We start from the raw sequence: 22,021 nt of genomic DNA on the forward strand, positions 1-22,021 counted from the left end.
CAGAGCGCGGCGCCCGGGCCGATCGGGCATTGCTGCCCGCACCCAACCCCCGTGCGACCCGGAGGAATGCGATGGCCGATCCCGTCACCGATGCCGCCAACTCGATCTCCAAGAGCCTGGAGACCGGCTTCCTCAACCCGGTCAGCAACGACGACATCAAGAGCGCGGTGGGCCAGATCACCAATCTGCCCGCGGCCGAGGCGAACCAGCTGATCGACCGCCTCGAGTCGAGCGGCCAGCTCGACCAGATCGCCGATGAGATCAACGATGGCAGTTGGTTCGGCAATGGCGGCCTTTCCGCCGACGAGCGCCGTTCCTTCTTCACCGACATGGCGGGCAAGCTGAGCGGCGAGAATCTTGCCGCCCTGTCCGAATCCTTCTCGCGCACCGATGATGGCGGCGGCGAGTTCGGCGCCGTCAGCGATCTCGGCAAGGAAATCGCCACCCACGCCCCGCCGCAGACCCGCGTCGACTACATCACCGCGATGAAGCCGCAGGTCGATGGTCAGAGCTATACCGACAGCTATTTCGGCGGCGCGGTCAGCCACGATACCGACGCCCAGGCGGCGGCGGTGGGCAACGTCCTCGGCTCGCTACGCGGTTCCTATGCCGAAGCGGGCTTCAACGCGATCGGCGACCGCCTGCCCCACGTCCTCACCACCGCGACCGACGGCGAGCTGCGCACCGGCATGGGCGGCCACGCCACCGCGACATGGGACGCGCAGGGCTATCGCAACATCATGGACGCAGCCGCCAGCATGGGCGACGCCGACTTGAAGGCCCGCGTGTTCGACGCCGGCGTCGACACGCTGCGCTCGGTGCGCGACACCAATTCGGTGATCGGCGGCCTGACCGTGATGGGCAAGGACGATGCGCTGCGCACGATGACCGACGGCTTGACCGCGCTGGTCAACAGCGACACCACCGGGGTGATGACCGAGCTCACTTACAACCGCGAAACCTCCGACGGGTCGGACTTCGCGGCCTATGCCAAGGAGATGCTCAACCAGGATCGCGGCGCCGAGCTCGGTCAGCAGATGGCGCGCCTGCAGCTCGGCAATGACGAGAATGGCGATCCGATCCAGCGCCTCAACGAGACGATCACCGTGCCCGGCACCAATCAGGAGCGCCGACCCAATGCCGGCGCGCTCGGCTATTTCGTCGGCGCGACCTATGCCGCGACCGCGTCGATCACCAAGGACGTCGCCGACCAGCGCGCGATGGCGACCTCGGTGCTCGATTCGGCGCTCGCGATCGTCGACAAGGCAGCGCGCAAGCACCCGGTCGCGGGCGCGGTGGCGAGCGTCGCCAAGGAATGGACGCATTATGCGATCAACCAGGCGATCAGCGATCCCACCGCCGACGCCGCGACCAAGCTCGAGAACGCCGCGCTGCCGGTCAACAAGCAGACCGGCGAGCTTGGGGTCGGCGATGACGTGCTGAGCGCATTTGAGGATACGCTAGCCTCGGTCCAGCGCCGGGCGCGGCCTTGAGGACGCTGCGTTGAGAACCAGGGCGGTCGCGGCGATGCTGACGCTCGCGGCCACCGCCTGCGGGGGCCCCGCGGCTGAAGCGCCGAGGCCCCCCGCGATGCTGATCGCCTCGCCCGAGGATCCGTTCGGCGACGCGGTGCGCAAGCGCGTCACCCGCGCGACGATCGCCAGTTACGACGCACTCGAGCCGCGCTTCGGCCGGTTGTCGAGCATGCCCTACGCCATTCCCGCCGAGAAGCGCGCCGCGCTCGTCGCGACGCTGGAGCATGATCTTCCGCCGGGCTGGTCGCGCGTGGATATGTCCGGCCCGCGTCCCGAGCATGGCGAGCTCTACGCCTATGCTGCCGGCGAAGCACTATTCGCGCTGCTGATCGTCAAGCCCGGTCAGGGCACGCTGATGCCGGTGATGGTCCTGCGCAACGATGCGGCGCGGCCTTGACTGCCCTCGGTCGTCCCGCGTCGCGATCGTGGACATTCGCTGACCCGGACGAGGAACCTGTCTGAAGTCGAAAACCGAACTTCGGTGTCGACTTGTTCTCTTTTCCCTTCTCCGTTCACCCGCGTTTCGTCACCGGACGATCACGCAAATCCACGCGATGCCGGGCATTCCCGACCATTTCACGTGAAACCTATTTGGTTATCTCAAGACCCTCAGGAGAACCTGATCCCTCGTTCGTCGGACATCGGCAGGGAAAATCGGGATCGGGCTGGCATCCTAACGCGCCCGCTCGCGGATCAGCTTGAGCACGGCTTCCGGGACCGGCGCCCCCTTCCCCCCCGGCGGCCAGCTTCCCTCCAGCGCCAGCCGCCGAATCGTGCGCGGATCGGGTGCCGGTTCGGGCCAGCCGAGCCGGTGCACGCGCTCGGCCAGCCGGCGCTGCGCGGTCGCTTCGTCGCGATCCTTGGTCAGCATCGGTGTCGCGACCGAAGTCGCGAGATTGGCGCCGCCGGCATCGATCGCCCAGGGATCAGCGCCGCGATCGAGCAGGAGCTCGGCGATGCGGAAGCGCTCCATGTCGAGCGCGGTGTGGAGCGGCCGCGTGCCGGTGCGCTCGGCGCGGTTCGGATCGGCGCCCGCGTCGAGCAGCATCGCCACCGCGCCCGGCGCATTGAGGCCGATCGCCGTGCGCATCGGCACGCTCGGCGCGCCCGGCGGATTGGGTTGCGCGCCCGCTTCGAGCAGCCGCCGGGCGAACCACGGATCGCGCGCGCGCAGCGCGAGGATCAGCGGCAGCCCCTTGCCCTCGCCGTCGAGCGGTACGCCCGCCGCGAGCGCGGCATCGACGATCTCGCGCTTGCAGCTCGCCACCGCGAGGCTCAGCACGTCCCCGCCGCCGCCCAGGCGCAGCCGGGAAAGCGCCGGATCCCCTGCGAGCAGCGCCCTGACCTCGTTGACATCGCTTTCGAACAGCGCATCGACAAGCGTCCGCGCGCTCTCGCCGATGCCAGGCGCGGCCAGCACCGCCGCGCGGTCGGGCAGCTCGGTTCCCGGCGCAAAGCAGCCCGCAGGGGCCGCGGCGGGGGCGCAGCCCATCGTCACGATCGCGCTGGCAATTGCCGGCAACACACGGCGCACAACATGTCGCACATGGGCACTCCCGGTCGATCGCGTGGGCCTCAATCGAGCGCCCGGGTTCCCGCGATCACCCAATCCATGCCGTGCCGGTCGACCGGGTTCAACCCGTCGAAGAAGCCCTTGCCCTCGGGCCGCACGTCGGGGAGCTCGTGCTGCGTGCCATAGGCTTCGGGCGCATCGGCGAGGAGCCCGCCCGGAATCCCGCCGATGAGGAAGCCGAGCGCGCGGTCGCCGCCATTCTGCAGCAGGTGCAGCGCTTCGCCCGGAACGTGATAGGCCTGGACCGGGGCGACGCCGCGGCCATTGGCGGTGGCGATGCCACGCGCGCTGTCGATTGTGTCGCCGGAGAGGCCCGCAGCATTGAACGTATCCGCCTCGCGCCCGCTGGCGATCGCCGCCGCCGACGCCATCCCGCCGCCGAGCGAATGGCCGGTGAAGGTCACCGCCTCGTCGCTGCGCGCGACCTGGCGACCGATCTCGAGCGCCTTGGCATAGCTCTCCGAATTGAGGCCGAGCGCCTGCTGGACATTGTTCTTCCAATCCTCGCCGCCCTGGGTACCGCGGAACGCCACGACATACTGCGTCGCGTTGCCCTCGCCTGTCGCATAGACCCGCGCGCGGAAGCTCGATCCCGGCTGCTCGAGCATCTCGGGGGTGAGCCCGAGCTTGTCGAGATCCTCGGCCGAGGCGACGCGATACCCCGCGGGCGGTGCGGGTTCGGCGCGATACACGTCCTCGGCGAGCAGCGCGTTGGTCTGCGCGCGATCGGTCAGCGAGACGTCGTTGGCCGCGGCTGCCTGCACGACGGGCGCAGGGGTGACCGGCTCGGCATTCCACCAGCCGGCGACATCGTTCGCTGGCTCGGGCGGCCCGGCCACCTGCGGTGCGGCGACTTGCTGCGGTTCGATCGAACGGACGGCCTCGACCATCGCCGGACTCCCTGATTGACCGCTACAGCCTAGGACCATCCGCACGCCGTCCGACATAGTCGCTTCGATTAGTTGAGGGCCGCCAGCTAGTCGGACCGACTATTCAGGCCGCGGATTCATGGGCCTAACCTCCTTCGACGCTTTCGGGAGGATTGCCAGTGACCCGCATCTCCGCCGCGCAGGACGTCCAGTCGCTTTCGACGCAGAAGGCCAACGAGTATCGCGTGCGCTCGGGCGACACCTTGTCCGAGATCGCACAGGCGCATGGCGTCTCGCTCCAGGCGCTGATCCGGGCCAATCCGCAGATCACCAATCCCAACCTGATCCACCCGGGCGAGGCGGTGACGATCCCGCCGGGCGGTGGTCAGAGCTACACCGTGCAGCCCGGCGACACGCTGTCGGGCATCGCCGCGCGCTTCGGCACCGACTGGCAGACGCTCGCGCGGCAGAACGGGCTCGACAACCCGCACCTCATCCACCCCGGCCAGCAGATAAACATCGGCGGCGGCACTGGCGGCAATGGCGAGGTCGGCGGACCTGGCGGCGTCGGGGGACCGGACGGCACGCCAGGCGGCGGCACCCCTAGCGTTTATGACGTCGCGCGCCAATATCTCGGTCGTAACGCATCGGACCTCAAGACCGACACGAGCGACGATCTGCCCATGAACCCCAATGTCCCCAACAATGTGTGCTGCGCCAACTTCGTCTCGGGCGTGCTGATCGAGGCGGGGGTGATGGACGCCTCGCTACGCACCGACTCGGTCGCGCAGCTCAACACCAACCTGCGCAACGCCGGCTGGACCCAGGTCGATCCGTCGCAGGCCAAGCCCGGCGACGTCGTGATCATCCAGGGCGGTGGCGTCTCGCACACCGAAATCTATGCCGGCAACGGCCGCATGATCGGATCGAACAACGTCAATGCCGACGGCAGCCAGCGCATCTCGGAGAACAACCTCTCCTGGGCGCTCGACCATGGCGCGGTGATCCTGCGTGCGCCGGGCGGCGCCAACAACGGCGCGGCGCCGGCCGAGGGCACCAACGGCCCGGCGCCCACCGGCGAGGGCACGCGCCAGCAGCGCATCGACCAGGCGATCGCCTATTTCGAAGGCCAGGGCTGGACCCGCGCGCAGGCAGTGGGCATCGTCGCCAATCTCGATGCCGAGAGCGGCATGGATCCCAACATCAACCAGATCGGCGGCGGACCCGGCTATGGCCTCGCGCAGTGGGAAGGGCCGCGCCAGGCCGATTTCCGCGAATGGGCGGGCAAGGACATCCGCCAGTCGACCTTCGCCGAGCAGCTCCAGTTCATCCAGTGGGAACTCAACAACACCGAGGCGGCGGCGGGGCGCGCGCTGCGCGGCGCCGACGATCCGGGCGAGGCGGCCTCGATCGTCACGCGGCGCTACGAGCGTCCCGCCGACAGCGCCGGCGAAGCGGTGCGCCGCGCCGATCGCGCGCGCGACATCTGGAACCGTTGACGCGCCGCGCGGTTCAGCCGTTGCATGAAGTCGATCATCATCCCGTTCGTCGCGCTGGCCGGGCTGGCACCCGCCGCGGTGCCGGCCCAGCAGTCCGAGCGCGTGCGCTGCGTGCTCGATGACGGCGCGCCCGAGCCGTGCAGCATGTCGATCGTGACGCGCGGCGGCGTGCGGCACCTGATCTTCCGGCTCGGCAATCGTCAGGTGAAGTTCGTCGGACGTGCGCAGACCGGCTGGTGGTCAGGCCGGCTCGACGGCAAGCCCGCAATGGGGTTCGAGCGCAATCGCGGCCATGTCGTCTACAGCACCAATGATCTGAGCCGCAGCTTCACCTGGTTCTATCCGGGCAGCGAGCACGGCACTTATTGAGCGGCGTCGAACGCGAACAGCTTGTCCGGCACCCCATATTTCGTCGCCCAGCCCTCCCACGCGGCATCGGTCGGGCCGATCGCCGCCTCGACCACGCGCCAGCCGCCGTCGTCTTTGCGCAGCAAGGCGGCATAGCTGCGCGAGACGAACCCCTGCCGCGCCGCCTCGGCCTTGCGCGTGCCGCCATAGTCGAACGGCGCGCCGCCCTGTTGCTGCATGTCGGCGAACAGGAACGCCCATTCACCATCGCGGTTGAGCTGGCGGACGACGAGCACCGGCGGCTTGCCGAGCTCCTCCACCACCGGAATCCGCGCCGCGTCGAGGATCGCGTTGCGCTCGGCGCTAGTCACGGTCTGCACCGTCGCCGACACGACCATCAATCCTGCCCATAGCATCTCGCCGCCCACCGTCGTTCAACCGTTCCCTGCGATAAGCGATATCGACATCCAATGTTCCACCGTTCGTCGGGCGGGTTGAGCGGATCAGCGGGGCGCGACTCGCAGCAGGCCGAACGCTTCGAGCATGATCGACCGATCCACAACCCGCACCGGACAGGACTGGTCGGCGAGGTTGGCGAGAAGCAGGCTGTCCCCCGCGCACAGGGCGGCCACGTGGCCGGGCCGGCTCACCACGCAAGCGTAGCGCGGCCGGCCGGCGAGCGCGGCAAGCTGCCGGATCGCCTCGAACACCGGACGCGGTCCGGAATCGCCGATCGCGCCGAGCGGGCCGGTGAGTGCGCCAAGCGTCAGCGTGTCGAGCCGGGCCTGTTCAGTGGCGGCGGCATAGCCGATCGTCCAGGCCGCGGCGAAACGCCCGTCCTGGCGCGGGTCCACCATTGCCATCGGCAAACGTTGGCGATCCGGGTTCGGCATCGTGCGCGAGCCATAGGGATTGTGCCGCATGCCGATCGTGATCGGGCCGAGGCGATAGGGCGTGCCGGGATAGATGGTGCGCGCCGAGCGCAGGATGTGGGGGATCGCGCCGAGCGATTCCATGACGCTGCGGTCGTCGGCGGCGTGGACGATCGGGCAGGTCGCGTGGGTGATGAAGTCGAGCGATTCCGCAGGCACGCGCTTGCGGTTGAGCTCGGTGAAATAGCTGAACATCCCGCCGCCAAGCTGCAGGTCCGGAAATGCGCGGCGCGCGGCGGCGTAGATTTGCTCGAGCGGCGGGCAATCCGGCCAGGCACTGCCGGGCGGCGTCGATTGCAGGTCGGGTTTGGGAAACACGGCGATCGCGTCGAGCGTGAGCCCGGCCGCGCGGACTTGCCCGGCGATCCGCTGCAACTCGGCATCGAGGTCTCCGTCCGCGGCGATGACGCATTCGAGCGTTCGCCGCGCGCTGCTTCGCTCAGCAATCTGCGCCAGCGCCTTCAGCTCAGCCTCGCCCTGCCCTGCCGAAGCGTCGAAGCCGAGCAGCAGATCCTGCACGCCGAGGGCGGCGATGCTGGCAGGGTTTGCTGCGCTCGATCGAGCGTCGTCGGGCGTGATGGCGATACCGATCCGCGGCATTGCACCGATCGCCTCGCCGATCTCCACCATCACCGGTCCGTCGGCACGCGCGGGCGCCGGCGGCGGGCCGGCGATGCGCAGCGACACCGCCTGCCGGCTGTGCGTGCCCGCGGGCATCACATAGGGCCAGGGCAAGCTCAACGGGCGCGAATAGGTCTTGTACGACGCGTCGGACCAATTGCGCTGGTCCTCCATCTCGAACGTCTCGCCCAAGAGCCTGCAATCGATCGTGTTCGCGCCCTGGACATGCGTCAGCGCGCGAATGTCGGTGAAAGGTTGCCAGGGATCGACCAGCACCGGGAACTGCGATTCCTCGACGCGCCCGTCGCCACGTGTAACCGTCAATGGAGAGCCTGCGAGATCCGCCGGATAGAGGATGCAGAAGCCGACGCGGTTGGTGGTGAAATCGTCGCGAGCTTCCGCTTCGACGACGAAATCCAGCGTCGTCGCGGTGGCGTCGATCGCGGCGGCATAGTCGATCCGCTCCCCTTCAGGGTTGCTGCAGGTGGCGCGCCAGCAAATGCGCAGCATATCCGGCTGCTCGACGACTGTCAGGCCGGTGATCGCCGGCGCCGGCGTGCCCCAGTCGCGGTCGCGCGCAAGATAGGCGATGCTGCGCAGCATCTCGACGCCACCGAAGCGCAGCGCACGCACTTCCCCGCCCGCGAACTCGAACGACAGCGCCCCGATCGCGAAGGTTTGCGTCGTGGTCTCGGCTTCCTCCGTTCCGTAGAGCTCGAGACGCGTGAGCATCGGCCGCTCCCGGTCAGGTGATCCGCCGGATGCTTTCGGTCAGCTCCTCGCGGTCGAACACGCGCTTCCAGTCGTCGCGCATCAGCGCGGGCTTGCCGAAGGCGATCGCCTTGTTGCACGCGTCCGAGAAGGCGCCTGGCACATGTTTGAAGATCACCGCGCCGAGGATGTTCATGTGCCCGAGCAGGAAGTCGCGCGCCGCTTCCTCGGGCACGCCGCGCGCAACCACTTCGTCCATCGCCTCGCGCATCACGTCGAGCAGCGAGGCGCAGACCGTCTCCGACAAACCTGGTTCGAGCAGCGCCATCTGGTCGACCGTCACGCGGTGCGAGCGCAGGATCGGAGCCCAGATCACCTTCGCGATCGCCTCGCCCAGTTCATAGTGTTCCTCCGGCCCCTGCATCATCGCGCTGACGATCGACTGGCGCGCATGGAGCCCGCCGAAGCGGTCGTCGCGTGCCGCCGGATCGGTCTCGTCGTTGAAGATCGGCGGATGGCAGGGATGAGTCACGAAATAGGTGAGGTCGGGCCTGTCGGGCAAATGACCGGCGAACGGCGCGGCGGCGTCGAGCGCCATGATCATCGTGCCGGACCGCAGCCGCGGCGCGATCTCGTGCGCCACGTTGCCGACATGCGTATCGGGCACGGCGAGGATGACCACGTCGACATCGTCGAGCGCCGCTGCCTGGCCGACACAGACGATGCCGAGCTCGTCTTTCAGCCGCGTGCGCCCCGCCTCACCGGGCTCGACATGGCGCACGTCGTAGTCGCTGCTCTGCAGGTTGCGCGACAGCCGCGCGCCCATCTTTCCACCGGCACCGAACAGCGCGATCGCGACCATTGCATTTCCTCCCAAGCGCATCTCAAATATAATATGATAATATGTTGGTATAGTGAGTGGCACAAGTTGCTCGGGGCGTAATTCAGCATGTCCCCTCTCCAATGCCCTCACTCGAATTTCAGCGAGTCGATCAGAACCCCTTCCGCGCTCAGCGCCACCGCATAGGTCCCGGCGTTGACGAAGCCCGGGGTGGAGACGGTGACGAGGCTCCATTCACCCGCTGTCGCGGCAAAGGCGACGGGGATGGTCGCGATGTCGATGCCGCTCGAGTCGCGCAGCATGAGGCGGCCGTTGCGCGCCGCGCCGGGCGACTGATAGCGCAGCTGCATCTGGCGCTTGCCCGCCGCGCCAGTTTCGACGGTCCAGCTGATCGTACCCCGCGCCACCGCCACATAGCCCGGGCCGGAATGGCCGCGGACAGAGTTGGCGCGCGCGGCGCCGTCGAGCCGGACCTTCTCATCCTCCGCCTCGTGCAAGCTACGGTCCTTGGCGAAGGTGAAGTTACCTGGCGCATAGGGCGACGGCAGCGCGCGGCGGACCAGCACGGGCATGCCCCGCGGCACCTCGGCCTTCTCCCCCTTGCCGAGCGTGCGCGTGACGAAGCGGACCGGCTGCAACGCGCTGCCCTTCAGCCATGCGCGCGCGTCGCTGGCGCGCCAGCCTGCGGGCATAGGGGTGTCGTCGGAGATCCCCGTGTAGAGCACCGCATCGTGGCGGACCGTGAGCCGCGTGGTTCCGCCTTGGCCAAGCGCAGCTGGAGTCAACTGATCGCTGTCGAGCAAGGCGGGAGGAAGCCCGGTCCAATGGGGTCCGTCGGGCACCGTGGTTGCCGCTACGCCATTGTCGACGAAGCTGGTGATCGACATGCCCGCGCTTGCATCAAGCGGCGCGACGAGATCGCTCGCGGGCTCGATCACCACCGGCGCCCCTCCGCGGCTCGCGATGGCGATGGCCGAGAGCACCGCCTGCCCCGCCTTTACCTCGGGAAAACCGATCTCGATCGCGCCACTGTGGACGTCCACTTCGACCACCTTGCGCAGGGCCCGACCGAACCCGGCTTCGGCGAAGATGTCGAAGTCGTCGAGCACCGTGGAGCCGTTGATCGCGACGTCGAACACCCGCCAGCCCCGCGCGTCGATCCCCGCGCGGCCATACCAGGGCTCGACGAAATAGAGCTCGACGCGATAACGGCCGTCGGGAACCGGGAAGCGCCAGCCGAGCTGCTCGCGCCCGTAGCGGAAGTCCTGGAACAGCGCTGGGGCATCGGTGCCCGCGATGGGATCGAAGGTCTTGCGCCGGCTGCCCAGCATTGGATCGAGCCCGGGATAGGCTTCGGCCCAGCTGCGCCAGCCCCAGCCCCCCGCATTCCCGGCGAGCTGCCGGTCAGCCGCCCAGCGATTGCCCGCAGTGTCCACCACGGCGTCGCCACCGACATTGACGCGATAGAGATAGCCATAACCGTTCGCGGGTGCGGTGACGGTGACCTTGTCGGTCAGCGATGCCGTGTCGGGCGCGGGCGGCAGGCTGTTGAGCACGATCCGGTCGCGCGCGGCGATCCGCCCGCCCTCAATGCACGCCGCCGACAAGATATTGTAGCGCAGCGGCACGTCGTTCCAGCGGAAGCGGCCCTCCCCGTCGGGCGTGCGTCGCGCGATCGAGATGCGCCCGCCGGCGTCGTTGAACAGCTCGACCGCAGCGCAGTTCGAATAGACCTCGATGCCGGAGACCCGTCCCGGCGCGCGCCAGCGATCGGGCCAGGTGTGCGAAACGATGTACACCATCGGCGCTACCGACGCGGAGACGTTGCGCGCGCGGTACATGTAATAGGCGTCGAGCGGTTCGCCCCACAATGTCATCAGCCCCTTGTTGTTCGACGGGCCGATATGGTCGAGCGCGCGCACCCCGTCCCAGATCTGGGTACCGTCCGAGCGCATCGGCCGCCCCGGATTCTCGTGCGTTGCGAGCAGCCACTGGAAATGCCCGACCGCGCGGTCGCGCACGCTCTCGGCAAGCCGCGCCTTGGTCTGCATCAGCTCGGCGAAATGGTTCTCGGACGTGGGCGGCGTCGCGCCATGCGGCGCCTCGTCATGCAGCTCGAGCGAGCGCCAGCCGCCATATTCGCCGACCAGCCCCTGCTTCGCCAGCTCCTCGCCGAACTTCGCCGGATCACCGCCATAGGTGCCCGACCAGTTCTGCGGCACGTTCCAGTCGGCACCCTCGCCGCCGTTGCAGGTCACCACCAGCCGCTCGACCGAGGCGGTCGGATCGAGCTGGCGGATCACCGCCACCATCTCCTCGGCAAAGGCCTTGGGCAGGCGGCTCTCGTTCTGCAGCCCCCACAGGAAGATCGCGGGATTGTTGCGGCGCTCGCGCACCCAATCCTCGAGCAGCGCACGGAAATTGGCGCGGAACGCGGGATTGTCGAACCAGATATGCGCGCTGAACTGCGGCCACCACATCATCCCCACGCGCGCCACCGCGTCGCCATAGCGAAGATTGTGCGGATAGTGCGCGTCGCGGAAGGCGTTGAACCCGGCCGCCTGCGCCTGCGCAACCCGCGCCGCCACCTGCATATCGGAAAAGGCGTGCGAGCCGCCGAGGAGATGCTCATATTCGGCGATCCCGCGCAGGAAGGCCGGCTTGCCGTTGACCAGCAGGCGCCGTTCCCCCTGCGCATCGGTGACGATGCGGACGGTGCGGATCCCGGTCGCCGTCTCCTGCCGGTCGATCTCGCGCCCGTCCGCAAGGATGCGGACTCGCAGCGTGTGGAGCATGGGACGCTCGGGCGACCAGAGCTGCGGCCGCGCGATCGCGGGCAAGTCCGCCTCGACTGTGCGCGCGCCGCCCGCCGCGAGCGTCTCCTCGCTGCGCCGCTGTGCGACGACCCTGCCCTTTGGATCGATCAACGCCGTTTCGAGCGTGAACACGCGGCTGACGGAGTCGCGGTTATCGAGCTCGACGCGAGTGGTCAGCGTCGCGCGGTCGGCAGTGATCGCGCCTTCCCGGCCCCAAGCATAGATGCCATGCGGCCGCACGCGCAGCGCATCGCTGCGTTCGACATGGACCGGGCGGAAGATGCCGAAGGGCTGCGAGCCCTCGGCGAACCCGTTCTCGGGCTGGTCGTCCCCCGATACCCAGGGCAGGTCGGTGATCCTCGCCGGGTGGTCGATCCGCACCGCGAGCAGATTGTCGCCCGCCTTGACGGCATCGGTCACATCGACCGCGAAGCCGGTCAGGCCGCCGCCATGCCGCCCCACTTGGCGGCCGTTCAGCCACACGGTCGCGTAGCTGTTCGCCCCTTCGAAGCGGATCGCGATGCGCTCGCCCGGACGCGGCGGAGCGATGTGGAGCTGCTTGCGATACCAGGCGACGCCGTGCCGCGCGCCGACCCGCAGCTGGCGGTTGTACGAATAGCCCTGCCAATTATGCGGCACCGCCATGCGCGACCAGCTCCGGTCGTCGAAGCCAGACCGCTCATAGCCTTCCGCAGGAGTCGCCGCGCCCTCGTCGATCACGATCGAGTTCCATGCCCCCGCGATCCGCTCGCTCTGACCGGCCATCGCCGGAAACACCCAGAAAAGGCAAAGAACAGCCAGGATGCGGACGGCGGCGCCAAGCGGCATGCGAAAAATCTCCCCGACAGCATCGGCCACTTGCCGACGAGATGTATGATATATTACGAACTTCCGGTCAGGCAAGTTGACGGGAGGATTGGCAGCATGAAACTTCGGCGGCGCGAGCTTCTTTCCGGCGGGTTGGCCACTGCACTTGCTGATCCCGCGGCCGCGCTCGCGCAGGCAGCGCCCACCGCGGAAGCGGTCCCGAATTCACTTCTCTGGTACACCAATCCCGCCCGCACCTGGGAGGAGGCCTTGCCGCTCGGCAATGGCCAGCTCGGCGCGATGGTGTTCGGCGGGATCAAGCGCGAGCGGATCCAGCTCAACGAGGAAACCTTGTGGTCCGGCGGGCCCTATCGCGCGGTCAATCCCCGTGCGCTCGCCGCCCTGCCCCGCGTTCGCCAGCTCATCTTCGAGGGCAAGTATCGCGAGGCGGAGGCGCTCGCCGCGCGCGATCTCCAGTCGGAGCCGATGCGGCAGATGTCCTACCAAGCGCTCGGCGACCTGCTGATCGACTTACCCGGGGTCAACGAGACATCGGCTGCCGACTATCGCCGCTCGCTCGACCTCGACGGCGCTATCGCCTCGACTCGCTTCACCAGCGAGGGAAAGACGGTCACGCGCGAAGCCTTTGCCAGCCTGACCGACGGGGTGCTCGTCATCCGCCTCTTGGCGGGCGGCGCGCCGTTCGACGCGGCCGTTACACTGAACTCCGGCCAGCGCGTGAGCCTGGCAGCCGACGGCGACACGCTCGTGATGGCCGGCCGCAACAATGAGGATCGCGGCATCGCGGGGCAGCTGCGCTTCGAGGCGCGCGTCGCGGGCCGCGCCGAGGGCGGCAAGGTGACCGTCGATGATGACGGCATCTCGGCGCAGGGCGTCCGTTCGCTGACCCTGCTGCTCGCCGCCGCGACCAGCCATCGCGGACCGAACGACGTCTCCGCCGATCCGGCCGAGCGCTCGCGTGCCTTGCTCGCCGGTGCGTTGGCGCGCAGCGACGGCAACTTGCTCGCCCGTCACCAGGCGGCGCATCGCAAGCTGTTCCGCCGCGTGTCGATCGATCTGGGCGCGAGCGGCCGCGGCGACCGGCCGACCGACCAGCGCGTGCGCCGCAATCCGGGGAACCCCGACCCCGCGCTCGCCGCGCTCTACTTCCAATATGGCCGCTATCTGCTGATCGCGAGCTCCCCGCCGGGCGCGCAGCCCGCCAACCTCCAGGGCAAGTGGAACGACAGCAACCAGCCGCCCTGGGGCTCCAAATACACGATCAACATCAATGCCGAGATGAACTACTGGCCCGCCGACTCGGCCAACCTCTCCGAGTGCTTCGATCCGTTCGTGCGGATGATCGAGGAGCTCGCCGTCTCGGGCGCGCAGACCGCGCGGAAGATGTATGGCGCGCGGGGCTGGGTCGCCCACCACAACACCGATCTGTGGCGCAACTCGGGTCCCGCGGACCACGCCCGCACCGGCATCTGGCCGTGCGGCGGCGCATGGCTCGCCTGCCAGCTGTGGGACCATTGGGACTATCATCGCGACGACGCCTATCTGCGCCGCATCTATCCAGTACTGCGCGACGCGGCGCTGTTCTTCGTCGACACGCTGCAGACCGAGCCCGGCACCGGGCTGCTCGTCACCAATCCCTCCAACTCGCCCGAGAACGAGCATCCGCACGGCAGCACGCTCTGCGCCGGGCCGGCGATGGATTCCCAGATCCTGCGCGACCTGTTCGACCGCACCTGCGACGCCGCGCGCCGGCTCGGGCGCGATGCGCAGCTCGCTGCGCAGTTCGCAGCGACCCGCCGCCAGCTTCCGCCGGACCAGATCGGCGCGGCAGGCCAGTTGCAGGAGTGGCGCGCGGACTGGGACGGTGCGGCGCCCGATCCGCATCACCGCCACGTCTCGCACCTCTATGCGCTCTACCCCGGCCAGCAGATCGATGTGGACGCCACCCCCGCTCTCGCCGTTGCGGCGCGCCGCTCGCTCGACATTCGCGGCGATGATGCGACCGGCTGGGGCCTAGGCTGGCGGCTCAACCTCTGGGCGCGGCTGCGCGATGGCGAGCGCGCCAATGCGATCCTCACCCGCCTGCTCTCGCCCGAGCGCACCTATCCCAATCTGTTCGACGCGCACCCGCCCTTCCAGATCGACGGCAATTTCGGCGGCGCGGCGGGGATCATCGAGATGCTCGCGCAGAGTCGGGACGAGCGCATCTTGCTGTTGCCGGCACTCCCCCGCGCTTGGCCGAGCGGTGCCATCCGCGGCATCCGCCTGCGCGGCGGGATCGGCCTCGATCTCAGCTGGCGCGATGGTGCCGTCGAGACGGCGACGCTGACCGCCGCGGTCGCGACCGGACGCACCACCGTCGCCGGTAGTGCGAAGCGGGAAGTAAGGCTTCGCGCAGGCCGGCCGCTCAGGCTCACCGGACCGGCGCTGGCGATCGCCTGAGCCATCGCCGGGTGTCGGAGCGCGCCGCTGGATCGGGAGGAACGGCGCTCCGACGAGGGAAGCTCACATGTCCTTGCCGTCCGGCACCGGCGCGATCACCAGCGACAGCCGCTCGCCATCGGTCATCATCCCCGACTGGAGCAGGATGCGCGTGCCGTCCGGGCTGAAGCTCGGATGGGCATGATCCGGCCGCATGCGGTGCCCGGCGGTGAGCAGGGTGCGCTTCGAGGTCTTGCGGTCGATCAGATGGACGTTGCCGTCGAAATCGTCGCCCGCCGCCCAGCGGCCGTCATAGGTGACCGCGTTATGCCAATAGCCGCCGGTGTTCGATTCATCCTGCGGGATGTTGACACTGTTGAAGTATTTGAGCTCGCTGCGGGTGACCGTGTAGCTGTCGGTCTGGCCGAGATTCTCGACGCGCCCGTCGCGCAGCGAGACCACCATCAGCCCCGATGGCTTCTGGCGCAGCTTCATCGTGTGGCCCATCAGGTTGAAGATGACGTGATCGCCGTCGGCGAACTGCTCGTGCGTCACCCAGTCGTCGGGACCCTCGACATAGATCGGGCGGTTGCCCGAGCCGTCGCCCTTGACCAGCCACATGCGCTGGGGCGCGTCGCCGCCGGTCTCATGGCAGTACATGATCTCACCCGGCCGGATCGGATTGGCCTGGATATGGCCGATCAGCCACGGCGTCGTGAGGATCGTCCTGGTCGCGCCGCTGGCGATGTTCACCGCGCGGATGCCGCTCGGCACCTGCGGCGCGAGCGCGCCCGGCGCGCGCGGCGGCGGCTTGCGCTGGTTGAAGCTGATGTACGCGGTCTTCTCGTCGGCATCGAGGCCGAAACCGGTGGTGATCGAGCCGTCCTTGGGCATCGTCGCGACGATCCGCTCATAGCCCTGCGCGCGCGGCGTGCCCTTATAGGCGTCGGCGAGCAGCGCCTCGAGGTCGATCTCGACCAGCTCGGCCCCGTCCTGCGCCCCGTCTGGCTGGCGCGTGTAATAGACCTTGTTCGACAGCCGCGCGACGTTGAGGCCGCCGGTGTTCACGCCGGGGCTGTCGGTGATCTGGATGATGTCACCGGTAATCTCGTTGACCACGAACGCCTGCGGACCCGAGGCGGCGCGGTTCGACGAGCGGAAGACGATGTGGTTGCCGTCCTTCGTCCATTGCCGGTGGGTGGGGTAGATCTTCGAATCGCTCGACTTGCCCGCGGTCAGCACCTTGAGCGGGCGGCCGGTGACGCGGTCGACCACGGTCTGCATTTCGGGCGCATAGCGCTTGCCGACATCGCTGGCGGCGGCGGGCACGACCCAGACAAGGGCGGCGAGCATCGCGCCGCCCAGAAGCTGCTTCATCATCCTATGCTCCCTGTTCGCGGCGCCGGCCGGCACGCGCCGGCCGGACGCCCGTCCGATGTTCAGAACTTGAACCGCGCGCCGACGAAGAACTGGCGGCCGGTCTTCGAATAGACCTGCTGGTCGCGGATCGTCTTGCCGTCCCAGAAGTCGGTCGCCTGGTCGGTGAGGTTCAGCATGTCGATGCTGATCCCGAAATTCGGCGTGACGTCGTAGGAGATCGAGGTGTCGAGGTTGAAGGTCGAGTAGCTGCCGGTCGCATCGGCCAGGCCCGCGCGCAGCGGCACGGTGCGCAGATACTCGCTGCGATAGGCGCCCGACAGGCGCGCCGAAAGCCCGCCGGCCTCGTAATAGAGCGTCGCGTTGAACGAATTGGGCGAGACGTTGACCAGCTGATCGGTCAGCTTCGGCCCGGCGGGATTGGAGGTCAGGAAGTAGGTGATCGCCGAATTGATGCGGGTGTAGTTGAACAGCGCGCCGAAATTCTTGAGGAACCCAGGCAGGAAGGTGAAGGGCTGCTGATAGTTGATCTCCAGGCCGCGGATCCGTCCGCCTTCGGTGGTCTGGAAGTTGGTGATGTTGATCGGCGCGTTGGGATCGGTTCCCACGGGGAAGGCGGAGATCGGGATGCCGCTGTTGGCGATCGTCGTCTGCGTGAGCAGCTGCTGCGCGAAGGTCTTGAGATCCTTCTGGAAGAACGCAACCGAGATCACGCCGCCACGCTGGAAATACCATTCGGCGCTGACGTCGATATTGGTCGAGCGGAACGGCTCGAGGTCAGGATTGCCGACAGTCGAGGAATAGTTGGTGCCGGTCACCGTGACCGCGCCGCCCGGGCTCAAATTGCCCAGCGCCGGGCGCGAGATCGCCTTGGCCCAGGCGACGCGGAGGATCAGATCGCGGTCGATCTCGAGGCCCAGGTTCACGGCGGGCAGGAAGTCCTCATATTTGCGCCGCGCTTCGACCGCAGGCAGCGCCGCCGAGATGAAGCCGCGCGAATATTGGTCGGTGAAGGCGTAGCGCGCGCCGACATTGCCGCGCAGGCGCAGCGTGTCGCTGAGCGGCAGGTTGAAATCGAGCTGCACATACGGGCTGTGATCGGTCTCGCTAACATAGCGATTGTTGCCCAGCGCCGCGCTCGTCGCGATGCGGAAATCGCCCAGCGCGTTCACACAATTGCAATTGAAATCATAGACTTCCTCGAACGCCTCGATGTTCGGCACGATGAAGTCGATCGTCGAGCCCTCGGGCAGGTTGAGGCCGCGGCCGAAGCCGTTGATCGGGGTGCTGAGGCTGGCGAGCGAGGTACCCGCGGGGATGTTGCCGTTGACGATCGTCGACGCGGTGCGCGAGAGGCTCACCGTCTCGAAGGTGAACTTCTTGTACGCGTATCCGATCTTGCCGGTGATCGCGTCGCTGAACTCCCAGCTCAGGTCGACCTTGGCGTTGCGGAACTGGTTGTCGACGCGCTGGCGCTGGACGCGGATGTCCGAATAGCCGTTGATGAAGCCCCAGTTCGCCGGATCCGACGCGTCGAACCCGAAATCGAGCAGCCCGCGGCGCTTGTCGGCGCGCGTGTCGTAGACGAAGCCGTCGCTGTCCAGCCGGTCGAACGAGATCAGCGTGAATTCGGGAATCTCGAACAGCGAGCGCGACTGGCCATAGAGCAATTTGAGCTCGCCGCGTTCACCGATCTTCTGATCGAGATTGGCCGAGACCTGCCAGAAATTGGTGCGCGACCGCTCGTACGCGTTGGTCATGCGGAAATCGACGTCGTCGAATACGCCGTAGCGCAGCAGGCCGTTGGCATCGACCTCGGCCTCGCGCACCTTCATGTTCGGGCGGCCGGTGGCCTGCGCCGCGGTGAGGCTGCCCTGGGCGGTGCCGTTGCCGCGGTTGAAGCTGATCGGATTGGTGGCGAGGTCGTTCTTCTCCTGGTCGTAACGCGAATAGGCCGCGTCGACCGTGAACAGCGTCGACTCGCTCGGCTGCCACTGGAAGGAACCGGTCAGGCCGAGCCGCTTCTGGCGGTTGATGAAGCGGCCATATCCGGGCAGGCGCGGGATGAACACGCCCTTCTGCGCGATCTCGTTATAGGCAGCAGGCGTCGAGCCCGGCACCGCGCCCGGCGCGGGCGTGCAGTTGGGGGTGAAGGGCTGGGTGGTGACGAGCGTGTTGATCGGCGTCACCGAGCTGCCCGGCACCACCGGGCAGAAGCCGTTGAGCTGCTCCCAATAGTCCGAAAGCGCGGTGTTCGAATAGGCCTCTTCCTCGACCGTGCGCTCGGAATAGGCGGCCGAGAACAGCACGCCGATCGTGTCGCCCGCGAAAGTATCGCTGACCAAAGCCGCGACGCGCGGCTGCACGTGCTTGCCCATCTCGTAATAGGCGCCCTGCACCGACACGGCGCCGCGGAAGCCCTTGCGGTCGAACGGGCGCGCGGTGGTGAGATCGACGGTCGCGCCGAGCGACCCCTCGTCGACCTCGGCCGATTGCGACTTGCGCACCGTGATCGAGTTGAACAGCTCCGAGGCGAACAGGCTGAAGTCGAATCCGCGGCCGCGGTTGATCGTCGAGCCGAGCGTCGAGCCGGTGGTGGCGGAGATCGCCTCGATGCCGTTGAGGCGCACGCGCGAGAAGTCGCCGCCAAGGCCGCGCACGGTGATGTTGCGCCCCTCGCCCGCGTCGCGCTCGATCGAGATGCCCGGCACGCGCTGCAGCGACTCGGCGACGTTCGCGTCGGGGAAGTCGGCCATGTCCTGCGCGTTGATGACGTCGACGATGTCGTTCGATTCGCGCTTCGCGTTGAGCGCGCTTTCGAGCGAGCCGCGCAGGCCGGTGACGACGATTTCCTGGGCCTGATCGGCCTGCTCCGCCGGCTGCGCCTCGGTCTGCGCGAGCGCGGCGCCCGACCAGCTGACACCGGTGACAAGCGCAAAAGCGGAAACAGCTTGCGCGAAACGGGCGCCACGATTCGAAGTCTTCATGAGTCTCCTCTCCATCACCTTGAGCGGCGCGGCCCCGAGTCTCCGAGGCGAGACTTTCTCTGCCGGTGCGCCTGCCCCCGACTCATGCACCGAAAAAGCCGGCATGTCAAAATAGTGGGGTTATGTTCCACATTCTGAGATTATACGATAAATCTGTCAGGCAGGAGGCATGGCTCCGTCAATCCGTATCGCCTCCATTCCGGCATGTGCCGCTTGACCGACGAAGCGCTCGCGGATCAGCCCCGGTGCGTCCTCGGCATGGAGCGCATGGGTGAAATAGTCGGGCGCGTTGGCGCCCCAGCGGATCGTGCAATCGCGCAGCGTCACGCGTTCGGCACGGCGGATGCTGATGCCGGGGGTTGGGTGTTTCTCTATTTCGACGGCGACCTTGGTCGGGCGGTTGTCGAACACGCCGCCGGGATATCTGGTCCAGCGCTCGAAGGTCACGTCCACCTTCTCGAGGGCGATGTCGCTGACGTGGCCGCGGGCGTGGCCGTCGATGCGAATACTGTTCTCGGCGCGGCCGCGGACATTCTCGACCATCACATTGTAGATGCGGCCGAGCCTGGTCTCGGGCGTGCGCCGGATCGCAGTGAATGAGATCGCCTCGCCGCGCCCCCACCATGGCGCCGAGAAATAGCGCGCGGTGAAGCGGATGTCGCGGAACAGGATGTTGAAGACATTGCCCTGGTCGCGCAGCTGGATGGTGAGGCCGCGGCAGCCCTGCTTGATCTCGCAGCGCTCGAACAGGATGTCGTGGATATCCTGCGTCGTCTCGGTGCCGATCTTGAGGCCCGAATCCTGCGTCTCCAGCACGCAATCATGCACCCAGATGTTTCGCGACGGACCATATTGCGGGAAGCGCGCGGTGGTCTTGATCACGATCGCATCGTCGCCGCAGACGATGCGGCAGTCGCGGATCTCGACCTCCTGGCAGTGATCGGGATCGATGCCGTCGCAATTGGGCACGTCCATCTGGTTGAGGATCGTCACATGATCGACCAGCACGCGCCGGCAGCCGACGAGGTGAACGGTCCAGCTCGGCGCCTGGCGCAGCGTCAGGTCGCGGATGCGCAGGTTGGCGCAATTCTCCAGCACGACGAGGCGCGGGCGGAAGCTCTTGGGCACCCACCATTCGCCCTCGGCATCATAGCTTTCCATGAACTCGGGGCTGCGCCCGTCGATCGTGCCGGTGCCGCTTATCGTGAGGTTGTCGGCACCGTTGGCGTGGAGCACGCCCGCGAGCGGATCGAGATAGTCTTCGGCACGCACGCTCACCAGCAGAAGCGCATCGCCCTGAAGGTGGAAGTCGATCCCGCCCCTGAGCGTGAGCGGACCGGTGAGATACTTCTTCCCTGCCCGCAGCAGGACGCGCGCGCCCTGTCCCGCCGCCGCCGCGGCATCGATCGCGCGCTGGATCGCAGCGGTGTCCGGGGTTACGCCGTCGCCTTTCGCGCCATGATCGTGGACGTCGAATGTTTGGGCAGGCTCCGCCGCACGAGCGGGAAGGCCCAGCAGCGAGCTTGTCGCGGCTGCCGCGATCAGCGCGCGACGGGTGAGCATATCGGTCATTTCGGCGGATCCCCCGTGAATGAGACGTCCCAGACCTTCTGGAGCCGGGCGCTGCCCTTCGGCCCCGCGGCCTCCAGCGTCACCACGAACTTGCCCGGCGTCGCATAGCGATGAACGGGATGCTGCTCGGTCGAGGTGGCGCCGTCGCCAAAGTCCCATTTCCAGCGCGTCGCGCCCGTAGACTCGTCGCGAAAGGCGACGGTGCGGCGATCGCGGTCGAGGATGCGGAACGACCATATCGCGGCGATCTGCGGGGATTCGAGCGGCATCAGCCGAAAGGGACAAAGCTGCGAGGCCTGGCCGTACATGGTGTGGTGCGGCGAGAGGTTCCAGAAACCACGCTTGCCGCCCGGCCCGTCATCGTCGATCACTGCCCAGGCCATAGCGATCAGCTTGTCCTCGGTCAGCTGGGTCTCGACCGATTTCGCGGGATCGTCAGGATCGGCATGGTCGAACGGCGTGATCCAGAATTCCATGACCAGCTTGCCGCCCTCGCCATGCTTGAAGCCATAGCGATAGGCGACGTTCGACCAGGGCAGCCGCTTGATCCACTGCGCCTGCGGCCCCCAGGCCATCGCCCAGTCCTTGTCCCCCGCGGGGGTGAAGATGTGGTAGTTCTGGGCATGGATGTTCTGGAACGCGAACCAGGCGTCGTGCGGCGAGAGCGACCGGCCGAGCTCGGGATGGAAGCGCGCGATCAACGGGCCGCCGGAACGGTCGCCATCCACCACCAGCTCGAAGATGTCGTTGGTGAGGCCGGGCCTGGCGAAGCTCCAGTAATCGTCCTGCGCCTCGTAGAGGAAATAGAGGCGGTTGAGCCCCTTCACCCAGCCGACGCGGACATTGACCTGAAGGCTCTTCGGATCGGGCCGGCGGCCGGAGCCGTCATCGGCGGCAATCGCATCCGTGCCGATCGCATAGCCGGAGCCGACCATCGCCCAATCGCCCGCGTCCCCGTCGATGCGCGGGATCGCATCGGCGGGGAACTGGAAGACGCGGAAGGCTGATCCCTGCCCGCCCGGCGCAGGCGGTGGCGCGGCGGCGCAGGCCGCGAGCGCGGTCAGGGCAGCGAACGCGGGCATCAGGCGTGG

At 67.8% G+C, this 22,021-nt stretch carries 15 protein-coding genes; 5 read left to right on the plus strand and 10 right to left on the minus strand.

The window, feature by feature from the left end; genetic code table 11:
- Positions 1–71 precede the first annotated feature (71 nt).
- On the plus strand, positions 72–1,493 hold the full coding sequence (locus OK349_RS04710; RefSeq protein WP_265116666.1) for a hypothetical protein: 1,422 nt from the start codon (positions 72–74) through the stop codon (positions 1,491–1,493).
- Between the two features lie 10 nt (positions 1,494–1,503).
- Positions 1,504–1,932, plus strand: coding sequence for a hypothetical protein (locus OK349_RS04715; protein WP_265116667.1), 429 nt, complete (start codon positions 1,504–1,506; stop codon positions 1,930–1,932).
- Between the two features lie 276 nt (positions 1,933–2,208).
- Here the strand turns inward: OK349_RS04715 and OK349_RS04720 are convergent, their stop codons facing one another.
- Together OK349_RS04720 and OK349_RS04725 are read right to left on the minus strand one after the other, a co-directional pair.
- The gene (locus OK349_RS04720; protein ID WP_265116668.1) at positions 2,209–3,081 is read right to left on the minus strand and encodes an ankyrin repeat domain-containing protein; all 873 of its coding nucleotides are present in this window, start codon (positions 3,079–3,081) and stop codon (positions 2,209–2,211) included.
- A 29-nt stretch (positions 3,082–3,110) separates the two neighbouring features.
- Positions 3,111–3,998 (minus strand): Tle-like phospholipase domain-containing protein, encoded by an 888-nt coding sequence (locus OK349_RS04725; protein ID WP_265116669.1) that lies wholly within the window; start codon positions 3,996–3,998, stop codon positions 3,111–3,113.
- A gap of 158 nt (positions 3,999–4,156) precedes the next feature.
- On the opposite strand from OK349_RS04725, the gene OK349_RS04730 reads away from it, so the two are divergent.
- Together OK349_RS04730 and OK349_RS04735 are read left to right on the plus strand one after the other, a co-directional pair.
- Complete coding sequence (locus OK349_RS04730; protein ID WP_265116670.1) at positions 4,157–5,476, plus strand: phage tail tip lysozyme; 1,320 nt, start codon at positions 4,157–4,159, stop codon at positions 5,474–5,476.
- A 24-nt stretch (positions 5,477–5,500) separates the two neighbouring features.
- Entirely contained in the window at positions 5,501–5,845 is a 345-nt protein-coding gene (locus OK349_RS04735; RefSeq protein WP_265116671.1) for a hypothetical protein, read from the plus strand.
- Here OK349_RS04735 and OK349_RS04740 read toward each other — a convergent pair.
- From OK349_RS04740 to OK349_RS04755, 4 genes are all read right to left on the minus strand, one after another.
- Complete coding sequence (locus OK349_RS04740; RefSeq protein WP_265116672.1) at positions 5,839–6,222, minus strand: hypothetical protein; 384 nt, start codon at positions 6,220–6,222, stop codon at positions 5,839–5,841. The genes OK349_RS04735 and OK349_RS04740 overlap by 7 nt on opposite strands.
- A 105-nt stretch (positions 6,223–6,327) precedes the next feature.
- Positions 6,328–8,109, minus strand: a complete 1,782-nt coding sequence (locus tag OK349_RS04745) for a D-apionate lactonase family protein (protein WP_265116673.1) — start codon at positions 8,107–8,109, stop codon at positions 6,328–6,330.
- A 13-nt stretch (positions 8,110–8,122) separates the two neighbouring features.
- Complete coding sequence (locus OK349_RS04750; RefSeq protein WP_265116674.1) at positions 8,123–8,950, minus strand: phosphogluconate dehydrogenase C-terminal domain-containing protein; 828 nt, start codon at positions 8,948–8,950, stop codon at positions 8,123–8,125.
- 107 nt (positions 8,951–9,057) lie between these two features.
- Positions 9,058–12,573: a malectin domain-containing carbohydrate-binding protein gene (locus OK349_RS04755; RefSeq protein ID WP_265116675.1), complete on the minus strand. Its 3,516-nt coding sequence runs from the start codon at positions 12,571–12,573 to the stop codon at positions 9,058–9,060.
- Positions 12,574–12,669: 96 nt separating this feature from the next.
- Between OK349_RS04755 and OK349_RS04760 the strand changes: the two genes are divergently transcribed.
- Positions 12,670–15,015, plus strand: coding sequence for a glycoside hydrolase family 95 protein (locus OK349_RS04760; RefSeq protein WP_265116676.1), 2,346 nt, complete (start codon positions 12,670–12,672; stop codon positions 15,013–15,015).
- Positions 15,016–15,078: 63 nt separating this feature from the next.
- On the opposite strand, the gene OK349_RS04765 is transcribed toward OK349_RS04760, so the two are convergent.
- The 4 genes from OK349_RS04765 to OK349_RS04780 form a co-directional block, all read right to left on the minus strand.
- The gene (locus tag OK349_RS04765) at positions 15,079–16,374 is read right to left on the minus strand and encodes an oligogalacturonate lyase family protein (protein WP_265116677.1); all 1,296 of its coding nucleotides are present in this window, start codon (positions 16,372–16,374) and stop codon (positions 15,079–15,081) included.
- A gap of 59 nt (positions 16,375–16,433) precedes the next feature.
- Entirely contained in the window at positions 16,434–19,358 is a 2,925-nt protein-coding gene (locus OK349_RS04770) for a TonB-dependent receptor (protein ID WP_265116678.1), read from the minus strand.
- A 156-nt stretch (positions 19,359–19,514) separates the two neighbouring features.
- Complete coding sequence (locus OK349_RS04775; RefSeq protein ID WP_265116679.1) at positions 19,515–20,930, minus strand: glycoside hydrolase family 28 protein; 1,416 nt, start codon at positions 20,928–20,930, stop codon at positions 19,515–19,517.
- Positions 20,927–22,012, minus strand: a complete 1,086-nt coding sequence (locus OK349_RS04780; RefSeq protein WP_265116680.1) for a PKD domain-containing protein — start codon at positions 22,010–22,012, stop codon at positions 20,927–20,929. Before OK349_RS04780 ends, OK349_RS04775 begins: the two co-directional genes overlap by 4 nt.
- Positions 22,013–22,021 lie beyond the last annotated feature (9 nt).

It is taken from the genome of Sphingomonas sp. BT-65, assembly GCF_026107375.2.
Classification (GTDB): domain Bacteria; phylum Pseudomonadota; class Alphaproteobacteria; order Sphingomonadales; family Sphingomonadaceae; genus Sphingomonas.